At 66.4% G+C, this 21,204-nt stretch carries 21 protein-coding genes; 7 read left to right on the top strand and 14 right to left on the bottom strand.

Features of this window, described 5'->3' with window-relative positions; all coding sequences use genetic code 11:
- Positions 1-191, bottom strand: a 191-nt coding sequence (locus P2G67_RS11835; RefSeq protein ID WP_275823335.1) for a hypothetical protein, incomplete at its 3' end; no start/stop codon positions are given.
- A gap of 66 nt (positions 192-257) precedes the next feature.
- Between P2G67_RS11835 and P2G67_RS11830 the strand changes: the two genes are divergently transcribed.
- From P2G67_RS11830 to P2G67_RS11815, 4 genes are all read left to right on the top strand, one after another.
- The gene (locus tag P2G67_RS11830) at positions 258-1,271 is read left to right on the top strand and encodes a TRAP transporter substrate-binding protein (RefSeq protein ID WP_275823333.1); all 1,014 of its coding nucleotides are present in this window, start codon (positions 258-260) and stop codon (positions 1,269-1,271) included.
- A gap of 119 nt (positions 1,272-1,390) precedes the next feature.
- Positions 1,391-1,909: a TRAP transporter small permease gene (locus P2G67_RS11825; RefSeq protein ID WP_275823331.1), complete on the top strand. Its 519-nt coding sequence runs from the start codon at positions 1,391-1,393 to the stop codon at positions 1,907-1,909.
- Positions 1,910-1,913: 4 nt separating this feature from the next.
- Positions 1,914-3,182, top strand: a complete 1,269-nt coding sequence (locus P2G67_RS11820) for a TRAP transporter large permease (protein WP_275823329.1) — start codon at positions 1,914-1,916, stop codon at positions 3,180-3,182.
- A gap of 28 nt (positions 3,183-3,210) precedes the next feature.
- A complete protein-coding gene (locus P2G67_RS11815; protein ID WP_275823327.1) occupies positions 3,211-4,389 on the top strand; it encodes an enolase C-terminal domain-like protein in 1,179 nt (392 codons plus the stop codon).
- An 11-nt stretch (positions 4,390-4,400) separates the two neighbouring features.
- Here P2G67_RS11815 and P2G67_RS11810 read toward each other — a convergent pair whose 3' ends face one another.
- The 6 genes from P2G67_RS11810 to P2G67_RS11785 all read right to left on the bottom strand — a co-directional run bounded on the left by P2G67_RS11810 (position 4,401) and on the right by P2G67_RS11785 (position 9,711).
- The gene (locus P2G67_RS11810; RefSeq protein WP_275823325.1) at positions 4,401-4,844 is read right to left on the bottom strand and encodes an arsenate reductase ArsC; all 444 of its coding nucleotides are present in this window, start codon (positions 4,842-4,844) and stop codon (positions 4,401-4,403) included.
- A 1-nt stretch (position 4,845) separates the two neighbouring features.
- Entirely contained in the window at positions 4,846-5,334 is a 489-nt protein-coding gene (locus P2G67_RS11805) for a UPF0262 family protein (protein WP_275823323.1), read from the bottom strand.
- 15 nt (positions 5,335-5,349) lie between these two features.
- Positions 5,350-6,654, bottom strand: a complete 1,305-nt coding sequence (gene hisD / locus P2G67_RS11800) for a histidinol dehydrogenase (RefSeq protein ID WP_275823321.1) — start codon at positions 6,652-6,654, stop codon at positions 5,350-5,352.
- The gene (gene hisG, locus P2G67_RS11795; RefSeq protein WP_275823319.1) at positions 6,644-7,306 is read right to left on the bottom strand and encodes an ATP phosphoribosyltransferase; all 663 of its coding nucleotides are present in this window, start codon (positions 7,304-7,306) and stop codon (positions 6,644-6,646) included. The genes hisD and hisG overlap by 11 nt, the downstream gene beginning before the upstream one ends.
- Before the next feature lie 166 nt (positions 7,307-7,472).
- Positions 7,473-9,422, bottom strand: coding sequence for a heavy metal translocating P-type ATPase (locus P2G67_RS11790; RefSeq protein WP_275823317.1), 1,950 nt, complete (start codon positions 9,420-9,422; stop codon positions 7,473-7,475).
- A gap of 58 nt (positions 9,423-9,480) precedes the next feature.
- Positions 9,481-9,711, bottom strand: a complete 231-nt coding sequence (locus P2G67_RS11785) for a heavy-metal-associated domain-containing protein (protein WP_275823315.1) — start codon at positions 9,709-9,711, stop codon at positions 9,481-9,483.
- A 119-nt stretch (positions 9,712-9,830) separates the two neighbouring features.
- Between P2G67_RS11785 and P2G67_RS11780 the strand changes: the two genes are divergently transcribed.
- On the top strand, positions 9,831-10,742 hold the full coding sequence (locus P2G67_RS11780) for a LysR family transcriptional regulator (RefSeq protein WP_275823313.1): 912 nt from the start codon (positions 9,831-9,833) through the stop codon (positions 10,740-10,742).
- Positions 10,743-10,746: 4 nt separating this feature from the next.
- On the opposite strand, the gene P2G67_RS11775 is transcribed toward P2G67_RS11780, so the two are convergent.
- The 6 genes from P2G67_RS11775 to P2G67_RS11750 all read right to left on the bottom strand — a co-directional run bounded on the left by P2G67_RS11775 (position 10,747) and on the right by P2G67_RS11750 (position 17,521).
- Positions 10,747-11,229: a YaiI/YqxD family protein gene (locus P2G67_RS11775; protein ID WP_275823311.1), complete on the bottom strand. Its 483-nt coding sequence runs from the start codon at positions 11,227-11,229 to the stop codon at positions 10,747-10,749.
- Positions 11,226-12,500, bottom strand: coding sequence for an amidohydrolase family protein (locus P2G67_RS11770; RefSeq protein ID WP_275823308.1), 1,275 nt, complete (start codon positions 12,498-12,500; stop codon positions 11,226-11,228). The genes P2G67_RS11775 and P2G67_RS11770 overlap by 4 nt, the downstream gene beginning before the upstream one ends.
- Positions 12,500-13,441 (bottom strand): ABC transporter permease, encoded by a 942-nt coding sequence (locus tag P2G67_RS11765; protein WP_275823307.1) that lies wholly within the window; start codon positions 13,439-13,441, stop codon positions 12,500-12,502. The genes P2G67_RS11770 and P2G67_RS11765 overlap by 1 nt, the downstream gene beginning before the upstream one ends.
- A 401-nt stretch (positions 13,442-13,842) precedes the next feature.
- Positions 13,843-14,892 carry an ABC transporter permease gene (locus P2G67_RS11760; RefSeq protein WP_275823305.1) on the bottom strand — a complete coding sequence of 350 codons (1,050 nt, stop codon included), beginning with the start codon at positions 14,890-14,892 and terminating at the stop codon, positions 13,843-13,845.
- Entirely contained in the window at positions 14,882-16,435 is a 1,554-nt protein-coding gene (locus P2G67_RS11755) for an ABC transporter ATP-binding protein (RefSeq protein ID WP_275823303.1), read from the bottom strand. The genes P2G67_RS11760 and P2G67_RS11755 overlap by 11 nt, the downstream gene beginning before the upstream one ends.
- A gap of 81 nt (positions 16,436-16,516) precedes the next feature.
- On the bottom strand, positions 16,517-17,521 hold the full coding sequence (locus tag P2G67_RS11750) for a BMP family protein (RefSeq protein WP_275823301.1): 1,005 nt from the start codon (positions 17,519-17,521) through the stop codon (positions 16,517-16,519).
- A gap of 293 nt (positions 17,522-17,814) precedes the next feature.
- Here P2G67_RS11750 and P2G67_RS11745 point away from each other — a divergent pair, with 293 nt between their 5' ends.
- Together P2G67_RS11745 and preA are read left to right on the top strand one after the other, a co-directional pair.
- Complete coding sequence (locus P2G67_RS11745) at positions 17,815-19,170, top strand: NAD(P)-dependent oxidoreductase (RefSeq protein ID WP_275823299.1); 1,356 nt, start codon at positions 17,815-17,817, stop codon at positions 19,168-19,170.
- Positions 19,171-19,187: 17 nt separating this feature from the next.
- Complete coding sequence (gene preA, locus P2G67_RS11740; RefSeq protein ID WP_275823297.1) at positions 19,188-20,492, top strand: NAD-dependent dihydropyrimidine dehydrogenase subunit PreA; 1,305 nt, start codon at positions 19,188-19,190, stop codon at positions 20,490-20,492.
- A gap of 36 nt (positions 20,493-20,528) precedes the next feature.
- On the opposite strand, the gene P2G67_RS11735 is transcribed toward preA, so the two are convergent.
- Positions 20,529-21,125, bottom strand: a complete 597-nt coding sequence (locus P2G67_RS11735) for a GIY-YIG nuclease family protein (RefSeq protein WP_275823295.1) — start codon at positions 21,123-21,125, stop codon at positions 20,529-20,531.
- Between the last annotated feature and the right edge of the window lie 79 nt (positions 21,126-21,204).

The following is a 21,204-nucleotide window of genomic DNA, read 5'->3' as shown; positions in this document are numbered from 1 at the left end:
GCCGACGCCGCCTGACGGCGGCGGGCGGGGCGGGCGCTTGCGCTCACTCGAAGGCGCCACGCCCGCCCCGCCAAACCAACAGCGGCCATGAACGCATTTTGCAGAAAATTCTGGACACTACTCAAATGCCCGCGATTCGCGATCTTGCGGCCACCAGGAGGTCTTTCCGCCTGCTTGTCGTTGACCGGCAATTCTCAGCCTGTATAGGGTTTTGGCGCTTAATCACGAAGCCCACACAAGCCCTTGGAGAGCAATAGATGGCTATTCGATTCACGGCCCTTCCCGTGCTTGCGGCCGCTGCTGCATTCGCTTTTGCGCAGCCCGCGGACGCCCAAACCGAACTGCGTTTCGGCCACGCCAACGGCGAGGGCGAGATTGCCGCTCAGCTGTTTGAAGACTTCGCGGCCAGCGTCGAGGAGCGCACGGACGGCGAGCTCACCATTCGCATCTTCCCCAACGAGCAGCTCGGCACCGAAAACGAGCTGGTGCAGCAGGCGAAGGCCGGTGGTGTCGACATCTCTGCGCCCTCCATGCCGTCCGCCAGCCTGCTCGTGCCGCAGCTGGAGATGCCCAGCGCGCCCTTCCTGTGGGACAGCTGGGAAGAAGCCCATGCTATGATCCTGGGCGATGCCATGCAGCCGGCCTTTGACGAACTGGCGGAGGATCACGGTCTGATCCCGCTCACCAAGGTCTGGTACTGGGGTTGGCGCAACTTCACCTTCTCCGACACCGAAGTGCGTGAGCCCGCCGACATGGCTGGTCTGAACGTCCGCGTGCCTGAGCAGGCCGTCTGGGTGGCCATGGTGGAATCCTTTGGCGCCTCGCCAACCCCGGTGTCCTTCGCCGATGTCTACTCGGCGCTGCAGCAGGGTGTGGTTGACGGTCAGGAGAACCCGATCCCGACGATCTATAACCGCCGCTTCTACGAAGTGCAGGACTACATCGTCATGTCTCGGCACATGCTGCAGAACAACATGATCGTGATGAACAAGGCACGCTTCGACTCGCTGTCCAACGAGCACCAGCGCGTCCTGCTGGAGGAGGCCGCGAAGTACTCGGCGATGAATACGGCCATTCAGCAGCGCCTGGAGCAGGAAATGCTGGATGAGATCGAGGCCGAAGGTGGCACCACGATCATCACCGACCCCGACCGTGGCGCTTTCGCCCAGGCCCTGAACGATGCCGATGCCTACACGACTATGGCTGAGCGCTGGGGCCAGGAAAACTTCCAGCGGCTGCGGGACGCGATCGAAGAGCTTCGCTCTCGTTAACTAACGCAGGTGCGGACCGGCCTGTATCTTCATGGGTGCAGGCCGGTTCTCCAAACGGGTGGGCGGGACGAAGATTTCGGCCGCCCCCTTTCGTCTTTCAGGTGTGACTTGAGGTCCGGATGTCGTCCCTCCTGCTGGCTGTGCTGCGCCGTGTCGACGATGCGATCGCGCTCGTCGAGAATGTCCTGATCTCGGCGCTTTGTGCCGTTCTGGCCATCCTGCTCTTCGGCAATGTGGCGCTGCGTTATCTCTTCCGCAGTCCAGTCACCTGGATTGAGGAAGTGGTGGTCGCTGCCTTCGTCTGGATGATCTTCATCGGTGTCAGCGCGTGCGTGCGCAGCCATCAGCACCTGCGCATCGATGTGGTGCCGCGCCTGCTGAGCGGGCCGGCGAAAGGCATTCTGGGCCTGCTTGGGCTCCTCTGCATGGTCGTCATCGTCGCGGCCATGGGAAAGTTCGGCTATGACTATGCCGTCTTCGTCTCGGGCAACCTGACCCCCATCCTCGGCATTTCCGCGGCCTGGCTTTACATCGGTCTGCCCTTGGGCATGGCCTTCACCGCCGTACATCTGCTGAGACAGTTTTTCGACGAAGGGCCCTCGCGGGTGCTCGAGTCTGTTCTGGAACGCGAGGGCTGATCCCGTGGCGCTGCTGCTTCTGACCTTCGTCGCCCTGCTGACGATCGGCCTGCCGATTGCCTTCGCCATGCTCGGCTCGGCGATGCTGGCGATCTGGATCGACGCTTTTCCCATGACCGTCTTCGCCCAGCGCGTCTCTTCGGGCGTTCAATCCTTCCCGCTGCTGGCCGTGCCGCTGTTCATCCTGGCGGGGAACCTGATGAACCAGAGCGGCATGAGCGAGCGCATGTTCGCCTTCGCGCGCGCCCTCATTGGGCATGTGCGCGGCGGTCTTGCACAGGTGAACGTGGTTGCCAGTGTGTTCATGTCGGGCATCTCAGGCTCCTCCCTGGCCGATTGTGCGGCCACCACGCGCGTCTTCGTGCCGGAGATGGAAAAAGCCGGCTATACCCGCTCCTTCAGCGTGGCCCTGACCGCCTCTTCGGCCACTCTGGCACCGATCATTCCACCCTCGATCCTGCTGATCATCTACGCCTGGGTCGCCAATATCTCGATCGGCGATTTCTTCATCGCCGGCATCATACCGGGGCTCTTGATCGGGGCGGTGCTCTTGGGCGTCACCGCGCTGATGGCGCGGGCGCGCAACTTCCCGGTTGAGGGCAGTTTCTCCCGCAGCACTCTGCGGCGCACCTTTGGGCAGGCCGGCTGGGCCCTGCTGTTACCGGTGCTGATCGTTGGCGGCTTCCGGGCCGGCATCTTCACCGCGACGGAAGTGGCGGCCGTGGCGGTGGCCTATTCCCTGTTGGTGGGGGTGCTGATCTATCGCACGCTGGACTGGCGCGGCATCGGCGCCGCGCTGCTGTCCACCGCCCGCGACACGGCCTCCATCCTGTTGCTGGTGGCTGCGGCCTCGCCCTTTGCCTGGGTGCTGGCGATGAACAACGCGCCGCAGGTCATGCTGGGCTTCATCACCAGTATCTCGGACCACCCGGTGGTGGTCCTGCTGCTGCTGAACGTGATGCTGCTGGTGCTCGGCACCTTCATGGAGACCCTGGCGGTCATCATCATTCTGGTGCCCATCCTGATCCCGCTGCTCAACATGATGGACATCAGCCTGGTGCACTTCGGCATCCTGATGATCGTCAACCTGCTGGTCGGACAGCTCACACCGCCGTTGGGCGTGCTGATGTTTGTGTCCTGCTCGATTGCCCGGGTTAGGATGGGCGCCTTCCTGCGGGAGGTCTGGCCTTTCCTCCTGGGGCTGCTGGCCGCGCTCCTGGTCATCACACTGGTCCCCGCGCTCACGCTCTGGCTGCCGGCGACCCTGCGCTAATTGGATTGCTCAAGGAAAGGACCCAGGCATGGGACGTATCGAGCGGATCGAGATTCGGCCCTTCACCTTTGAGGTGGAGAACCTGGGCCTGGAGAGCAGTGCCGGCGCGACCTACAACATGGTTTGCAAGCCCGGCGAGCGGATCACGGTTGAGCGCTATGCCGTGGCGATCTTCACCGATGAGGGCGCTTGCGGCGAATATGTGACTCACTGGGTCGGCACCCGCATCGCCCTGGAACAAAGCCGCGCCCTTGCGCCTTTCCTGCTTGGCCGCACCACGGGCGAGCGTGAGTGGCTCTTTGACGAAATGAAGCGCGAGCTGCGCCAGTACGACCACATGGGCCACGGCCCACTGGACATCGCGCTCTGGGATCTGCTGGGCAAGGAGACGGGGCGCTCCGTCTCCGATCTGCTGGGCCGTTACCGCACGCGCCTGCCGGCCTATGCCAGCACCTACCACGGTGATCATTCCGGCAGCCTGGACAGCGCGGCCGCTTTTGCCGACTTCGCGCTGGCCTGTCAGGCGATGGGCTATCCGGCCTTCAAGCTGCATGGCTGGCATGACGGCGATGCCCGGCGGGAAGCGGAGAACGTGCTGGCGGTGCGCAAGGCGGTGGGCGACGGCATGGCCCTGATGCTCGATCCGGCCTGCCAGTTGCGCAACTTTGCCGATGCGCTCTACGTCGGTCGCGCCTGCGACGAGGCCGACTACACCTGGTACGAGGACCCCTTCCGCGACAGCGGCGTCTCGGCCTTTGCGCACAAGCGGCTGCGCGAGCGATTGAAAACCCCGCTCTTGATGACCGAGCACGTTCGCGGCATCGAGCCCAAGGCCGATTTCCTGATTGCCGGCGGCACCGACATCCTGCGCGCCGACCCGGAGTATGATCTCGGCATCACCGGCACGATGAAGATCGCGCACCTGGCCGAGGCCTTCGGCGTCGACGTGGAGATCCACGCCTGCGGCCCGGCGCACCGCCACTGCATGGCGGCGTTGCGCAACACCAATTACTACGAACTGGCCCTGGTGGGCCCGGGAAGCCCCAATGCCGTGCCGCCGGTCTATACCTGCGGCTACTCCGACCAGCTCGATGGGGTGGGCGCGGACGGCTGCTTTCCGCTTCCCGAAGGGCCCGGCCTGGGCGTGAGCTACGACTGGGACTTCATCCGCCGGCACCAGACGGCAGAGTTCGTCATCACGGCCTGAGGCTCATGCATTCACACGTCTGGCTTCAGGTCTTCCGGGAAGCGCCGTTTCAGGCGTTCGAAGAGCTGGTCGCGGACCTGGCGATAGGCGGCGAGGCGGGTTTCGCGATTGCCCTCCACCAGGGAGGGGTCGAAGGTGTTCCAGAACTCCACATCGCAGGCCATGGTGCGGGTCATCTCCACCGCCGAGTGCTGTGCCTCGGGTGAAAGCGAGATAATCAGGTCGTAGGAAGTATCCTCCAGGTCGTCGAAGGTCTTGGAGCGGTGGCTGCTGCGGTCGATGCCGATCTCTTCCAGTACAGCAACCGCGAAGGGGTCGATGGGGCTGGCGCGCACGCCGCAGGAATCCACGTAGATGCGGTGCCCCAGCAGGTGCTTGAGCAGCGCCTCCGCAATGGGCGAGCGAATAGCGTTCTCGGTGCAGGTGAAGAGGACGGCGTCCGGCTGATCGGCCATCTCAGCCTCGGATGTGCAGGACGCAGAGCAGGGTGAAAAGGCGTCGGGCCGTCAGCTCGTCGATCTCGATGCGCTCCGCCAGGCGCTCGCGCAGCAGGGCTGCGCCTTCGTTGTGGAGCGAGCGCCGGCCCATGTCGATGGCTTCGATACGTGAGGGACTGGCCGTCTTGATGGCCTCGAAATAGGTTTCGCAGACCATGAAGTAGTCCTTCACGATGCGCCGGAAGGGCTGGAGCGCGAGGGGGACGTTGCCCAACAGCCGGCTTTCCGTGGCATCGCGGATCTCGAACACCAGGCGCTGCGTGCCCTCCATGCGCAGGATCAGGCTGAAGGGGCCGGAGTGGTCGTCCTCGCTTTCGAGCAGCGGCGCGAAGCGGTTCTCTTCCAGCAGATCATAGATCGCCACCGCCCGCTCGTGCTCGACCTCTGGCGTGCGCCGGACCAGCGTCTTTTCCTCCAGGACGACGTTGACCAGGCGGCGATCGTCCATGGTGGAAACTCCGGGTCAGTCCGTGGCGGGCGCTTCGAGACGCAGCGAGAGGGACAGCGCGTGGGCGTCCAGGCCTTCGGCACGGGCCAGTGCGATCCCCGCCGGTCCAATGGCGGCCAGGCCGGCCGGGCTGGCGCCGATCAGGGAACTGCGCTTGAGGAAATCCAGAACCGAGAGCCCCGAGGAGAAGCGGGCCGAGCGCGCCGTGGGCAGCACGTGGTTCGGCCCCGCGAGATAATCGCCCAGCGCTTCCGGGGTGTGGCGGCCCAGGAAGATGGCCCCGGCGTTGCGGATCTGCGGCAGCAGCGCGTCGGGATCGCCCACGGCCAGTTCCAGATGCTCCGGCGCCACCCGATCCACCAGCGGTGCAGCGGCAGGAATGTCGTCCACCAGGATGACCGCGCCGTGGTCGCGCCAGCTTGCCGCGGCGATCTCGCTGCGCGGCAGCCTTTGCAAATGCACCTCGATGGCGCGTTGCACGGCCGTCGCGAAGTCCGCATCGTCGGTGATCAGGATCGACTGGGCCGAAGTATCGTGCTCGGCCTGGCTCAGCAGGTCGGCTGCGATCCAAGCCGGATCGTTGTCGCCGTCGGCGACCACCAGGATCTCCGAGGGGCCGGCGATCATATCGATGCCCACGCGTCCGAAGACCTGCTTCTTGGCGGCGGCGACATAGGCATTGCCGGGTCCGGTGATCTTGTCCACCGGCGCGATGGTCTCGGTGCCATAGGCCAGTGCACCCACCGCCTGGGCGCCGCCGATGCGGTAGATCTCATTGACGCCAGCGATATGCGCGGCTGCCAGAACCAGTGGGTTGATGCGCCCGTCCGGTGTGGGCACCACCATGGCGATGCGTTCGACCCCGGCCACCCGGGCAGGGATGGCGTTCATCAGCACGGAGGAGGGGTAGGCGGCTGTCCCGCCAGGGACATAGAGGCCCACGGCGCCTACGGCGGTCCAGCGGTGGCCCAGGCGGATGCCGCTGGCATCCTGATAATCCAGGTCCTGCGGCAGTTGCCGGCGATGGTAGTCCTCGATGCGCGCGGCCGCCAGGCGCAGGGCATCAAGGGTTTCGGGGTCGCAGGCTGCCTCGGCCTCGGCAATTTCTTGCGGGGTGAAGCGCAGCCCCTCGGCGTTCAACTCCAGCCGGTCGAAGCGCGCGGTGTAGCGCAGGACGGCCGCGTCGCCTTCCTTGCGCACCGCCTCGAGGATTTCGGCCACAGCCCGGTCCACTTCGGCCGCCTCGTCGCGCCCGGCGTCGAGGAAGGCTCGAAAGGCATCGGGAAAGTCGGGACGACGGGCATCGAGCTCAAGCGGCATTGGCGCACTCCCGGAAGGCTTCGACCCAGCGCCCCACCTCCTCAGGTCGGGTCTTGAGCGCAGCGCGGTTGACGATCAGGCGGCTTGTCACCTCGGCGATGGTTTCCACCTCTACCAGGTTGTTGGCAGCCAGGGTTGAGCCGGTGGAGACCAGGTCGACGATGCGCCGGCACAGTCCCAGCGTCGGGGCCAGTTCCATGGCGCCGTTCAGCTTGATGCATTCAGCCTGCACCCCGCGCCGCGCGAAATGGCGCCTGGTCACCTCGGGGTACTTGGTGGCGATGCGAATGTGGCTCCAGCGGCTGGGATCGTCCTGGGCGTGCAGGCTGGCCGGCTCGGCCACGGCCAGGCGGCAGTAACCGATGCCGAGGTCTACCGGGGCGTAGAGCTCCGGATAATCGAACTCCATCAGCACATCGTTGCCGGCCACGCCCAATTGCGCCGCCCCGAAGGCGACGAAGGTCGCCACGTCGAAGGAGCGCACCCGCACGACGTCGAGGCCCGGGATGTTGGTGGTGAAGCGGAGCTGGCGCGCGGACTCGTCCCGAAAAGCCGGCTCCGGCTCGATTCCGGCAGCGGCCAGCAGGGGCAGGAGTTCCTTCAGGATGCGCCCCTTGGGCAGGGCGAGCACCAGAGGCTGGCTTTCGGACAAGGGGCCTCACACGCAAGGGTTTGCTCTCGCGGCCCGACAGTCTGACCGCGCCCAGGATTTAGCGTGCCCTGCCGCTTGCGTCCAGCGCAGGCGCTCCTTTCCGCACCATAAGAAAGGGCCCGTACCATGCCAGGTACGGGCCCGAGGTGGAGACAGCTCGCCGGGTTTAGTTGGAAACCGGGGAGGCCTGGCTCTGCGAAAGGCGAACCGCCTTGCCGGGTGCTTCCGGCTTGGTCAGCAGCTTCGGCGCTGGCGTGCGCATTAGACGCATGCCGTTGAGGATGACGACCAAGACCGAGACCTGGTGGATCAGCATGCCGCCGGCCATGTGGACCTCGCCGGCGAAGACACCGAAGAGGAGTCCGGCGACGGTCACCAGCGCGATCACCAGGTTCTGCCGCATGTTGCGCAGCGTGGCCTTGGCGACCTCGATGGCCTCGTTCACCTTGCCCAGGTCGTCGGTCATCAGCGCGATGTCCGCCGTCTCGATTGCGACGTCGCTGCCGGCGGCGCCCATGGCGATGCTGGTGTCCGAGGCGGCAAGCGCGGGGGCGTCGTTGATGCCGTCGCCGATCATGGCAACGTGCAGTCCCTGCCTTTGCAGGTCGCGGATGTGTTCCAGCTTCTGGTCGGGCATCAGCCCGGCGTGGACCTCGTCGACGCCCACCTCTGCCGCGATGGCCTGCGCCGCCTGCGGCTGGTCGCCGGTCAGCATGACGACCCGCTTGATGCCGGCCCCGTGCAGCCGCTCGATCATCGGCCGGGCGCTGGGCCGGGCCATGTCGAGCAGGCCGAGCATGCCGACGACCCTGCCGTCGAGTGCCACCAGCACCGGCGTGTTGCCCCGTTCGAGCAGAGCGGACAGGGCTTCTTCGGCGGCTTCGTCGAACCTGGCGCCGATGCTGTCCATGAGGCGGCGGTTGCCGGCGACAATCTGCTGTCCTTCGTGCCGGACCGAGAGGCCCATACCGGCAACTTCCTCGAGGTGATCAGGCGTCGGCACCGGTCCGACCTGTTGGGCGGCTTCGATGATCGGTCGCCCCAAGGGGTGATCGGAACCGGCTTCCGCGATCGCGGCCCAGCGCAGGACATCTTCCCGGCTCGCGCCGTTCAGCGCGACCACCTCGGCCAGACGCGGCTTGCCCTCGGTCAGGGTCCCGGTCTTGTCCAGGGCGAGAGCGGTGATGCGTCCCGCGCTTTCGAGGTGCTGGCCACCCTTGATCAGGATGCCGGTGCGAGCGGCACGGCCGATGCCGGCCACGACGGAAACGGGCGTTGAGATGACCAGAGCGCCTGGGCAACCAACGACCAGCAGCGTGAGCGCGAGCCGGATATCGTTGGTGACGGCGAAGGCGGCAATTGCGAGGGCGAAGATGGCGGGCGTGTACCAGCGCGCGAACTTCTCGATCATGCGCTGAGTCGGTGCCTTCTCCTCCTGGGCTTCCTCCACGCGCTGGATGATCTTGGCCAGCGTGGTGTCGGCGCCGACGCCGGTGGCCCGGATCTGCAGCAAGCCGTTCTCTGCGAGCGTGCCGGCGTGCACCGGTGAACCGGGTGCCTTTTCCGCCGGGATCGGCTCGCCCGAGATGGCCGCCTCGTTGACCGCGGCAGCGCCTTCGATGACTTCGCCATCGACCGGGATGCGCTGGCCAGCCTTGACCAGCACCGTCTCCTCGAGCTGCACGGCGCCGGCGGGGACCTCGACGGCCTCGCCACCGCGGATCACGGTTGCCATGGATGGCGCGGCATCGAGCAGCTGCTTCAGGGCGCCACGCGTGTGCCGCATGGTGCGGCCTTCCAACCAGGCACCCAGCATGAAGAGGAAGGTGACGGCGGCGGCTTCCCAGTACTCGCCAATGACAATGGCGCCGGCCGCGGCGACGGTGACCAGCAGTTCGATGCTGAGATGGCGCAGGCGCAGGGCCTGCCAAGCCCGGATCGCAATGTCGTGGCCGGCCAGCAGCCAGGCCATGACCATGAAACCGACCCAGCCTGCGTTCCAGGCCAAGCCATAGTTCGAAATCAGCGCCAGCGCGATGAAGGCGGCGCTGCCGAGTGTGATCCACATCCGGCGCTGGGAAGGGTTCAGCAGTTGGCGCTTGAGTTGCGTGAGCATGCTCTGCTCCTTTCCCCTGCTGCCCCTTCTCGGGGCAGCAGGTCACAGACTGATGTGACTAGAATGCGGCTGGGATTGCCTTGTAGCCGGTGCCTTCAACGGCCTGCACCAGAGCCTCTACAGGCGCGCGTGCCGGGTCGTGGGTGACTTGGATGCGTCCGGTGTTGAAGTGCACCTCCGCTTGCTCGACGCCGGGCAGCGCCTTCAGTGCCTTTTCGATCTTCGGCACGCAGGAGGGGCAGGACAGCTCGTCGCTGCGGAGAGTGGTGCGGAGGCTTGTTTGCGGCATGTTCGTTTCCTTTCCTGCTGTCCGACGGCCGGATGCGCCGGCCGACGTCTTGCGTTGACTGGGAAGGTATGCTGTTCAGGTGCGCAAAGGTATTGGCGAAAAGCGAAAGATTACCTTGCATGAATGCACAGGCAGAGAACTGGGATGACCTGAGGGTTTTTCTCGCGGTTGCCAGGTCAGGCACGCTGTCGGGCGCGGCACGCATTCTCGGCGTCAACCACTCGACGGTTTTCCGGCGTGTTGGCGCCTTCGAGGACGCGCTGGGCGTGCGGCTGTTTGAGCGCGTCCCCAGCGGCTATCTGCTCACACCCGCCGGGGAGGAGATGCGCGAGGCCGCGCTGCGCGTCGAGGAGGAGGTGGCGGCCATCGGCCGGAAAGTGCGCGGCCAAGACCTGCGCCTGAGCGGCTCGCTGCGGATCACCACGATCGACATGCTGGCGCTCTGGCTGCTGCCCCGCCACCTGACGCGCTTCCGCACTGACTATCCGGGAATCGAGCTGGAGGTTTCGGTGTCCAATGCGGCACTCAACCTCACCAAGCGCGAAGCCGACGTTGCACTGCGCATCGGCAACAGCCCACCGGAGACCCTGGTGGGCCGCCGCGTCGGCCGGCTGGTGTTTGCTGTCTACGGCGCGCGGGAGTACCGGCTGCGCCGCCCGGACGCCGAACTGGAATCCCATGACTGGATCGGCTTCGATAGCGAGCACGCGGCGCTGGCACGGCGCTTTGCCGAGTTTCTGCCCGGCGTACAGCCTGCTTACCGGGTCAATTCGGTGGCCGCCGCCATGGGTGCTGCCATGGCTGGAATGGGGCTGGCGCCGCTGCCCTGCGGCATCGCTGACCGGGAGGAAAAGCTGGAGCGGATCTGTGACCTGCCAGCCAGCTTCAGCCTGGACCTCTGGCTGCTCACCCATGAGGACCTGCGCCGCACGGCTCGTATACGCGCCTTCCTCGACTTCGTGGCCGAGGCTCTGGCGGGGGAGGCCGAGCTGCTGGAGGGGCGCAAACCTGAGGCTTGGCGGGAAGTGTAGGCGATCACCGCCCGGCAGGCGGAATGGGCGGGCGTTGGCGGCGGAGCTTGACCACGGCCTCGTCCAATGTCGAGAGGAAGGTGGAGCGGGCGCGCTTGTCCATGGGCTTCGGCCCACCGGTGACCTCGCCCATGGCACGCAGGTGCTCCATAAGCGCGCGCGAGGCCATGGCATTGCCGATGGAGGCCTCGGTGAAGGGCCGGCCGGTGGGACCGATCACTGTCGCCTTCGCATCGAGGCAGCGCTTGGCCAGGGGGATGTCACTGGTGATGACCACGGCGCGCTCGTGTGCGTGTTCGGCGATCCAGTCGTCGGCGGCGTCGAAGCCGTCGCTCACCTGGATGAATTCGAAGGCCGCCTCCTGCGGCACATTGATCCAGGCGTTGGCGACCACCTTGACCGGGAGGCCATAGCGCCGGGCCACGCGGTAGATCTCCTCCTTGACCGGGCAGGCGTCGGCATCGACCAGGATCTCGACCGGCTTCACCGCTCCGGAACCACCCGCTCCGGCCGCCCCGGCAGGTCGAGACGGGTTTCGCGCGGCGGGGTCTCGGCGATGACGCGGCCCGCGCGCAGCACCAGCAGGCGTGTGGCCTTGAGGCGGATGGCCTCCACCGGGTCCTTCGCCTGCAGCACCACGAGATCTGCGCGGCAGCCCGGCTCCAGGCCGTAGCCCTCGAGCTGCAGGATGCGCGCCGGTGTCTCGGTGACGGCACGGAAGCAGTCGGCCATGGCATCCAGGCTGGTCATCTGCGCCACATGCACGCCCATGTGCGCAACCTCGAGCATGTCGGCGGAGCCCAGAGAGTACCAAGGGTCCATGACACAGTCGTGTCCGAAGGCCACCGGCACGCCGGCGGCAAGCAGCTCCGGCACCCGGGTCATGCCGCGGCGCTTGGGGTAGCTGTCGTGGCGGCCCTGGATGGTGATGTTGATCAGCGGGTTGGAGATGGCGTTGAGGCCTGCCTCGGCCATCAGCGGCAGCAGCTTGGAGACGTAGTAGTTGTCCATGGAGTGCATGGAGGTGAGGTGCGAGCCCGTCACGCGCCCCTGCAGCCCCAGCCGCTGTGCCTCGAAGGCGAGGCTCTCCACGTGGCGGGAGAGCGGGTCGTCGCTCTCGTCGCAGTGCATGTCGACCAGCAGGCCGCGCTCGGCCGCGATCTCGCAGAGCCGCTTCACCGAGGCAGCGCCCTCGCTCATGGTGCGCTCGAAGTGCGGAATGCCGCCCACGACCTCGACGCCCTTGTCCAGTGCGCGCAGCAGGTTGGCTTCGGCCGTGGGGCTGCGGAAGAGGCCGTCCTGCGGAAAGGCCACGAGCTGCAGCGTGAGATAGGGCGCCACGCGACGCTTTACTTCCAGCAGCGCGTCCACGGCGAGAAGCCGGTCATCACAGATGTCCACATGGCTGCGAATGGCGCCGATGCCCTGGGCCACCGCCAGGTCGCAATAGGCCAGCGCCCGCTCCATGATGGCGTCTTGCGTGAGCTGGGGCTTCAGCTCGCCCCAGAGCGCAATGCCTTCCAGCAGCGTGCCGGAGCGGTTGAGGCGCGGCAGGCCGAGGCTGAGCGTGGCGTCCATGTGGAAATGCGGGTCGATGAAGGGCGCCGTCACGAGGCGCCCGCTCAGGTCGCGCTCCTCCGTCGCCTCGGCATCGAGCTTCGGCGCGACGGCGGCGATGCGCCCGTCGCTGATGCCGATATCGACGCCGCTGCGACCGTCCGGCAGGGTGACGCCGCGTAGAATGAGATCGAGAACCATCAGCGTTCTCCCTTGCGATAGGGGACCAGCAGGGCCTTGGGATAGGCCGCGCGGCGAGACATGACAATGAGCGCCAGGATGGACAGCAGGTAGGGCATCATGAGGAAAAGCTGATAGGGCAGGCCGGCCCCGGCCTGCTGCTGCAGTCGGACCTGGAAGGCATCGAAGGCACCGAAGAGCAGCGCGCCCAGCAGCGCCTTGGCGGGCCGCCAAGAGGCGAAGACCACCAGCGCGATGCAGATCCAGCCGCGCCCGGCCACCATCTCGAAAAAGAAGGCGTTGAAGGCGCTCATGGTGAGGAAGGCGCCGCCGACCGCCATGAAGCCGCTGCCCACCATCACCGCGCCAATGCGCAGGCGATAGACGTCGATGCCCTGTGCCTCGACGGCCGCCGGGTTCTCGCCCACGGTGCGCAGTGCCAGGCCCAAGGGCGTGCGGTAGAGCACGTAGGCCACCACGGCGATGGACAGGAAGGCGAGATAGGTGAGCGGTGTCTGGGCGAAGAAGGCCGGGCCGATCACCGGAATCTCAGAGAGCAGCGGGATCGGCAGCGGCTGAAAGGCCTCGATGCGCGGCGGGCTGTCACTGTCCGGCAGCACCATGCGGTAGGTGAAGTAGGCAAGGCTGGTGGCCAGCAGCGTGATGCCGATGCCGGTGACGTGTTGCGACAGTCCGAGCGGCACCGTCAGCAGACCGTGCAGCAGTCCGAAAAGCATGCCCACCAGTGCCGCCAGGATGACCCCGGTCCAGAGGTCCGCGCCCTGGAAGACAGCCATCCAGCCCACCAGTGCGCCCATGGTGAAGATGCCCTCGATGCCCAGGTTCAGCACGCCGGCCCGCTCGCAGATCAGCTCGCCCAGCGTGCCGAAGATCAGCGGCGTGGCGATGCGCACCGCCGCGACCCAGAAGCTGGCGGTCAGGAGGATTTCGACTATTTCCACGGCCGCGCGCCTCCGTGGGAAAGGGTTGTGGCGGCGCTGGCTAGGTTTCGGCTCGACAGGGCTTTTTCCCCGTCATTGCGAGCGACCGCAGGGAGCGCGGCAATCCAGGGCGGCTGCCTGTGGCCCTGGATTGCCACGTCGGCTTCGCCTCCTCGCAATGACGGGTGTGTGGGTGAGCGGTCTGGTGATGGTGCGCGCGCGTCTCCAAGGGAGTGGGTCGCATCCCATCCTCCGCCATGGCGGAAGGCTGCTTCCCTTCCCTCGTCATTGCGAGCGACCAACGGGAGCGCGGCAATCCAGGGCGGCTGCCTGTGGCCCTGGATTGCCGCGTCGACCTGGCGGCCTCCTCGCAATGACGGGGGCGGGGGCAAGGCGTCTGGACCGTGCATCACCATCGCCGACTACCTCCAGTGCACGCGGTAGCGCAGCCAGAGCGTGCCCAGCAGCATGGTCAGCAGCGAAGTGGCGACGATCAGGTGCGCAATATAGCTGGAGACGCCGAGCGCCCGGCTCATGGAGTCGGCGCCGACGAAGATGGTCGCAACGAAGAGCGCGGCGGCTACGACGGCCAGCGCGTTGAGCTGGGCCAGCATGGCGACCACGATGCCGGAATAGCCGTAACCGGGCGAGAGATCGGTGGTGAGATAGCCGCGCACGCCGGCGACCTCACCAACGCCGGCCAGGCCCGCCAAGCCACCGGAAATCAACGCAACCCGAATCATCACCGCCCCGGTGGACATGCCGGCAAAGCGCGCGGCCGAAGGATTGGCGCCCACGGCGCGCATCTCGAAGCCCCAGCGGGTGCGCGCGACCAGGAGCCAGACCAGCGCCGCGGCCACCAGGGCCACCACGAGGCCCAGATGCACCCGGGTGCGCGGGATCAGCCGCGGCAGGGCGGCCTCATCGGCAATGGGCTCCGACTGCGGCCAGCCCATGGACATGGGATCCTGCAGCGGCCCCTCCACCAGCAGCGAGACGAAGAGCAGAACCACGAAGTTGAGCAGCAGCGTGGTCACGACCTCGTCCACGCCCAGACGGGTCTTCAGCAGCGTTGGGATGAGCAGCAGGACTGCGCCGGCCAGGGCACCTGCGAGCATCACGGCGGGCACCATGATGAAGGGACTGGAAGCCCAGGCGGTGCTGCCGACCACCACGGCGGCCACCGCACCCATATAGAGCTGCCCCTCGGCGCCGATGTTCCAGAGCTTGGCGCGGAAGGCCACGGCCGCGGCCAGGCCGGTGAGCACCAGTGGCGCGGCGCGGGCCAGGGTCTCCGTCAGCGCCAGCCGCCCACCCAGGGCGCCGCGCAGCATCAGCCAATAGGCCTCGAGCACCGGCGCGCCCGCAATCGCCAGCGGCACCGCGCAGAGCAGCAGCGCGACGAAGATGGCGACGATGGGGGTGGTGATGGATAGCCAGAGCGGAACCTGGCCCCGAGGCTCAAGCCGCATGCCCGGCCTCCCCCTCGTGCCCGGCCATCATCAGGCCGAGTTGGCGAATGGTGACCTCTTCCGTGGGCAGGCTGGCGGAGAGCCGGCCGCGATAGAGCACGGCGATCCGGTCGGAGAGGGTGAGCAACTCGTCCAGGTCCTCGGAGATCAGCAGAATGGCCGCCCCGCGTTGGCGGGCGGCCAGCAGCTCGCGGTGTACATAGGTCACGGCCCCCACGTCCAGCCCCCGGGTCGGCTGGTTGGCCAGGATAAGGCTGGGCTCGCGATCCAGGACGCGGCCCAAAATCAGCTTCTGCATGTTGCCGCCCGAGAGCAGCTTGGTGACCGCCTCGGTGCCGGAGCACTTGACCTCGTAGTTGCGGATCACCGCTTCGGCGCGCTGGCGCGCCGCGGCGCGCTGCAGAAAGCCGAAGCGCTGATAGGGCGCCCGGTAGTATTCTTCCAGCATGACCGTTTCCCAGACCGCCATCTCGCCCACAACGCCGTCGTGATGCCGGTCCTCGGGAATGCGCCCGACGCCCAGGCGCACCATGCGCGAGGGATTGGCGTCGCGCAGCAGTTGGCCGAAGAGTTCCACCTCGCCGTCCTCGTGACGCGCGAGCCCGCTGATCAGGTTGGAGAGCGCGGCCTGGCCGTTGCCGGAGACACCGGCAATGCCCAGGATTTCGTGGCGGTGCAGGGTCAGTTCAGCGTTGCGTAAGGGCGTTCGCCCGGCCTCGGCCGGCACGCTGACCCCATGCAGGCGCAGGATGGCCGGACCCGGTGGCAGCGCTTCCCGTACGGTCTGGGGAATGGCACGGCCCACCATGGTCTCGGCAAGCTGCGCCCGGTCGGTACCGGCCGTGGGCAGGCTGGCAACCACCTTGCCGCCACGTAGCACGGTCACCCGCTGGCTGATCGCCAGGACCTCGTGCAGCTTGTGGGAAATGAAGACCACCGCCAACCCGCCGGCCGCCAGGCGGCGCAGGGTCTCGAACAGCCGGTCTGTCTCCTGCGGGGTCAGCACCGCGGTGGGCTCGTCCAGAATGAGAATACGCGCGCCGCGGTAGAGCGCCTTGAGGATCTCGACCCGCTGGCGCTCGCCGACGGAGAGGTCGGCGATGCGCGCGGAGAGATCGACGGTGAGGCCGCTGTCAGCCATCAGTCGTTCCAGGCGCGCATGGGCACCACCCAGCTTCTGCCAGGGGCGCCAGAGCGGTTCGGTGCCCAGCACCAGGTTGTCGAAGGCGGAGAGATTGTCGGCGAGGGTGAAGTGCTGGTGCACCATGCCGATTCCGGCGGCGAGCGCGGCCGCTGGATTGCCGGGCGGCAGCGGCTGCAGCCGACCCTCGGAATCGGCAACCTCGATCTGTCCCTCGTCGGCCGTGTAGTGGCCGAAGAGGATGTTCATCAGCGTGGTCTTGCCCGCGCCGTTCTCGCCCAGCAGCGCTAGCACCTCGCCCGAGGCCAGCTCCAGGTCGATGGCGTCATTGGCGACCAGATCGCCAAAGCGCTTGGTGATGCCCTGCAGGCGCAAGACGGGGGTGGGCGTGATATTGGACACGCGCGCGGCCTTCTTCCCGTTGGGGCGGTGGGATGCGAAAGGAGGGCAGACCCGCTTTGGGGGCGGGCCTGCCGATAGGTGTCACTGACCCGAGGTGGGCTCGGAATCGTTGACGTTGACCCGGAACATGCCGTCCAGGATCTCCTGCTCGCGTTCCGCGACCTCGTCGAGGATTTCCTGCGGCACCAGTTCAGGATCCATGGGTGCCAGAGAACCGCCGCCGTAGGACATGTAGCTGTACTGTCCGTAGTCGGCCGCCTCGAAGCTGCCGTTGGCCACCGCTTCGACCGCACGTTCGATGGTCGGCTCCATGTGCCAGAGCGCGGAGGCAACCACGGTGCCCGGATAGTCCTCCTGGGTGTCGATCACGTTGCCGATGGCCTTCACGTCCCGCTCCGCCGCGGCATCGGACACGCCGAAACGTTCCGCGTAGAGGATGTCGGCACCACTGTCGATCATGGCGAAAGCCGCCTCTTTGGCCTTCGGCGGGTCGTACCAGGAGCCGATGAAGGTCACCAGGAACTCGACGTCGGGGTTCACGTCGCGCGCGCCGTCCATGAAGGCGTGCATCAGGCGGTTCACCTCGGGAATGGGATAGCCGCCCACCATGCCGATCTTGTTCGACTCGGTCAGGCGACCTGCCACGATGCCGGTGAGATAGGAGGGTTCGTGAATCCAGTTATCGAACACGGCGAAGTTCTCGCCGGACGGCCCGAAGCTGGAGCCCATCAGGAAGGCGGTGTCGGGATAGTCGGCCGCGACCTGGCGCGCCGCACGCTCGACGCCGAAGACCTCTCCGATGATCAGGTCCTTGCCGGCATCGGCATACTCGCGCATCACGCGCTCATAGTCGGTGTTCGCGACGTTCTCTGAATAGTCGTAGGTGATTTCGCCGCGCGCTTCGGCCTCGTTCAGGGCCTTGTGAATGCGGCTGACCCACTGCTGCTCAACTGGCACGGTGTAGACGGCAGCGACGTCGACCGGCTCCGCCCAGGCCACCGGCGCCGTTGCCATCATCGTCAGCGCGGCGGCGCCCGCAGCGAAACCAAGCAGCGCCCGTCGGCTGCTCTTCATGCTCCAACTCATCCCTCACCCTCCTGTCATGCAATGAAAAAAGCACGCGTCCCGGCCCGTCGGCACTGGTGCTCGGCAATCCACTTCCCGATCTTCGGGAGCCGCTTATCCTGCTCACTGGGGCGAAGTCGGTCAACAAAGTCCACAAGACTCGCAGCGGACGTGTGGCTCGGATGACCGGGGCCTTTCCCCAGTTCCTTGTTGACGCCTGCGCGCAAACTTTGTTCAAATGATAAAAAATAAGCACGGCTCGCAAAAGTGCGAGGCGCTGCGAGGCTTCATTTGGCGGGTCGAGGGAGATCGACATGGACAAGGCACGCGCCCCGGGTGTGCGCGCCGGACGGTTGTCCGGCGAGGAGATCGCACGCAACTTCACCGACCTGCATCCACCGCTGGATGCCCACGAGGCCCTGGTCGAGGCTGATCGCTGCTACTTCTGCTACGACGCGCCCTGCGTGAAGGCCTGTCCCACGGAAATCGACATTCCGCTTTTCATTCGCCAGATCCAGACCGCCGATGTGGTCGGCGCCGGCGAGACCATCCTGCAGCAGAACATCATGGGCGGCGCCTGTGCTCGCGTGTGTCCGACGGAGACGCTTTGCGAGGAAGCCTGCGTGCGCAACCTGGCCGAGGACAAGCCGGTGGCCATTGGGCTGCTGCAGCGCCACGCCACCGATCGGCTTATGGAGGAAGACCGCCAGGTCTTCGAGCGCGCGGCGCCCACCGGCCGGCGGATCGCTGTGGTCGGCGCGGGACCGGCCGGTCTGGCTTGCGCGCATCGCCTGGCCGTGCACGGCCACGAGGTGACGGTCTTCGAGGCCCGGCCCAAGTCCGGCGGCCTCAACGAGTACGGCATCGCTGCCTACAAGCTCCCGGACAACTTTGCCCAGCGCGAGGTGGAATACATCCTCGAGATCGGTGGCATCGAGGTGCGGCACGGTCAGCGGCTCGGGCACGAGATCACCCTCGAGCAGCTGCGCAAGGACTACGACGGCGTCTTTCTGGGCATGGGGTTGGGCAGCACCAACAGCTTGGGCGTGGCCGGAGAGAGCCTGGAGGGTGTGCACGATGCGGTGGACACCATCGCCGAGCTGCGCCAGAGCCCGGACCTGACGGGCTTTCCCATCGGGCGGCGCGTGGTGGTGATCGGCGGCGGCATGACCGCCATCGACATCGCGGTGCAGGCGCGCCGGCTGGGCGCCGACGAGGTGACCCTGGTCTATCGCCGCGGCCGGGAGCAGATGAAAGCCTCACGCTACGAACAGGAACTGGCGCAAACCAATGGCGTGCGCATCGTTACCTGGGCGGTGCCGACCGAGGTGCTGGGTGACGGCGGTCGCGCCACGGCCGTGCGCTTCGATCATGTGGTCGCGGAGGATGGGCGCCTGGTCTCCACCGGCGAAAGCTTCGAAGTGGCAGCCGACCAGGTCTTCAAGGCCATCGGCCAGACCTTCGTGGCGGCGGGGCTTGGCGAAGCCGGCCTCAAGCTCGACGGCGGACGTATCGCGGTCGGCGCGGGGCGATGCACCAGCCTGCCCGACGTCTGGGCCGGCGGCGATTGCATCGCCGGCGGGCAGGACCTCACGGTCGCAGCGGTCGAAGACGGCAAGCAGGCTGCGGAATCCATTCATCGCACGCTCGGCGCGGCTGCGGCAGCCTGAGGCAGGGAGCTAAGACCATGGTCGATATCCGCAACGACTTCCTCGGCATCAAGTCGCCGAACCCCTTCTGGCTCGCTTCGGCGCCGCCCACCGACCGGATCGTCAACGTCACCCGTGCCTTCAAGGCGGGCTGGGGCGGCGTGGTCTGGAAGACCCTGGGCGAAGACCCGCCCATCGTGAACGTCAATGGACCGCGCTACGGCGCCATTCACGGCGCCGACCGACGCCTGATCGGCTTCAACAACATCGAGCTGATTTCCGATCGCACGCTTCAGGAAAACCTGCGCGAGATCAAACAGGTCAAGCGGGACTGGCCGGACCGGGCCGTGGTGGTTTCCCTCATGGTGCCCTGCGAGGAGGCCTCCTGGAAGGCGGTGCTACCGTTGGTGGAGGAGACCGGTGCCGACGGCATCGAGCTCAACTTCGGCTGTCCGCACGGCATGTCCGAGCGCGGCATGGGCTCGGCCGTGGGCCAGGTGCCCGAGTACGTCGAGATGGTGGCGCGCTGGTGCAAGCAGAACACCCGCATGCCGGTGATCGTCAAGCTGACCCCCAACATCACCGACGTGCGCTTCGCTGCCCGGGCCGCCAAGCGCGGCGGCGCGGATGCCGTCTCGCTCATCAACACGGTCAACTCCATCATGGGCGTCGATCTCGACGCCATGGCGCCGAGCCCGCACACCGACGGCAAGGGCACCCACGGCGGCTACTGCGGCCCGGCGGTCAAGCCGATCGCGCTGCACATGGTGGCGGACATCGCCCGCGATCCCGAGACGGCGGGCCTGCCGATTTCGGCCATCGGCGGCATCACCACCTGGAAGGATGCGGCGGAATTCATGGCCCTGGGCGCGGGCAATGTGCAGGTCTGCACCGCCGCCATGACCTACGGCTTCAAGATCGTGGAGGAGATGAAGGCGGGACTTGCTCACTGGATGGAGAGCAAGGGCTACGAGCGCCTGGAGGACTTCATCGGCAAGGCGGTGCCCAACGTCACCGACTGGCAGTTCCTCAATCTCAACTACGTGGCCAAGGCCCGCATCGATCAGGACCTCTGCATCAAGTGTGGCCGCTGCCACATCGTCTGTGAGGACACCTCCCACCAGGCGATCACGGCGACCAAGAACGGCGAGCGTTGGTTCGAGGTGCAGGACGACGAGTGTGTCGGCTGTAACCTCTGTGTCTCGGTTTGCCCGGTGGAGAACTGCATCACCATGGAGCAGCTCACCGAGGGCGTGGACCCGCGCACCGGCCGGCCAATCGACCCCACCTACGCCAACTGGACCACCCACCCCAACAATCCCATGTCGAAGGCGGCGGAGTAGGGAGGTGGAGCACGTCCGTCTCGGGAGGCGGGCGTGTTATTGCGGGTCGCCTACAATGGCCGTGTAGAGGGACAGTAATTCATCCCTCTGCACGCGAAACCACTCGGAGCCGGCACCTTCGATTTGGAGACCGCGAACCCGCAGGATGCCGTGCAGTGCGCGTTCCAGGGCGCGGCAATCTGCGATGGCAATCTTGAGAAGCAGGCGCGGTTTGTCGGGGGTCCCGGTTCCAATCTGTGCAGCAACGCGCGCGACAACATCGCCAGTGGAGGAGCCGATTTTCAGCCGATCCGGCGCGCAGGCATAGCCATAGGCGTAGACCCATTCCGAACCCGATCCAGCCTCCATAAGGTCCGAAGTATCAACCGCTCCAGCAAGCCCCTCGACGAGTTGGTCCGGGTCTTCATCTACCGCTGACTGCCAGGTTTGGTGGTGCAGGCGCTCCCGAACGACGTCGGGAACGTCCTCGCCTTGGGTGACCATGTCTTCGGTAAAACCCAGAGACGGAGCAAGCTGGAGTACCTCTGCCATTAACTCTATGGCACGGGAGCGAGCGTCATCATCTGGAGCGGTGAAGTAGAGCGATCTGGCGCGACTGAATTTCGCGCGCTGGCCTGCTAACTTATTAGCCATGTTGCCATTTTCCCACTTTCACGTCGACTGAGCTTATCTTCTAAGTTGTGGCGGAGGTCAATGGCCAGCCCGCTCGGGC

Origin of the sequence: Aquibaculum arenosum (assembly GCF_029222965.1) — a bacterium.
GTDB classification, from domain to species: domain Bacteria; phylum Pseudomonadota; class Alphaproteobacteria; order Kiloniellales; family DSM-21159; genus Aquibaculum; species Aquibaculum arenosum.
The sequence above is the reverse complement of the archived record's forward strand: the minus strand, read 5'-3'. Positions and strand labels throughout refer to the sequence as shown.

Coding starts and splice junctions, on each gene's coding strand:
- preA (WP_275823297.1), top strand. CDS start 19,188: ATGGTCGATATCCGCAACGACTTCCTCGGCATCAAGTCGCCGAACCCC.
- hisD (WP_275823321.1), bottom strand. CDS start 6,654: ATGCCGCTTGAGCTCGATGCCCGTCGTCCCGACTTTCCCGATGCCTTT.
- P2G67_RS11790 (WP_275823317.1), bottom strand. CDS start 9,422: ATGCTCACGCAACTCAAGCGCCAACTGCTGAACCCTTCCCAGCGCCGG.
- P2G67_RS11780 (WP_275823313.1), top strand. CDS start 9,831: ATGAATGCACAGGCAGAGAACTGGGATGACCTGAGGGTTTTTCTCGCG.
- P2G67_RS11760 (WP_275823305.1), bottom strand. CDS start 14,892: ATGCGGCTTGAGCCTCGGGGCCAGGTTCCGCTCTGGCTATCCATCACC.
- P2G67_RS11830 (WP_275823333.1), top strand. CDS start 258: ATGGCTATTCGATTCACGGCCCTTCCCGTGCTTGCGGCCGCTGCTGCA.
- P2G67_RS11825 (WP_275823331.1), top strand. CDS start 1,391: ATGTCGTCCCTCCTGCTGGCTGTGCTGCGCCGTGTCGACGATGCGATC.
- P2G67_RS11810 (WP_275823325.1), bottom strand. CDS start 4,844: ATGGCCGATCAGCCGGACGCCGTCCTCTTCACCTGCACCGAGAACGCT.
- P2G67_RS11735 (WP_275823295.1), bottom strand. CDS start 21,125: ATGGCTAATAAGTTAGCAGGCCAGCGCGCGAAATTCAGTCGCGCCAGA.
- P2G67_RS11750 (WP_275823301.1), bottom strand. CDS start 17,521: ATGAGTTGGAGCATGAAGAGCAGCCGACGGGCGCTGCTTGGTTTCGCT.
- P2G67_RS11815 (WP_275823327.1), top strand. CDS start 3,211: ATGGGACGTATCGAGCGGATCGAGATTCGGCCCTTCACCTTTGAGGTG.
- P2G67_RS11770 (WP_275823308.1), bottom strand. CDS start 12,500: ATGGTTCTCGATCTCATTCTACGCGGCGTCACCCTGCCGGACGGTCGC.
- P2G67_RS11745 (WP_275823299.1), top strand. CDS start 17,815: ATGGACAAGGCACGCGCCCCGGGTGTGCGCGCCGGACGGTTGTCCGGC.
- P2G67_RS11785 (WP_275823315.1), bottom strand. CDS start 9,711: ATGCCGCAAACAAGCCTCCGCACCACTCTCCGCAGCGACGAGCTGTCC.
- P2G67_RS11805 (WP_275823323.1), bottom strand. CDS start 5,334: ATGGACGATCGCCGCCTGGTCAACGTCGTCCTGGAGGAAAAGACGCTG.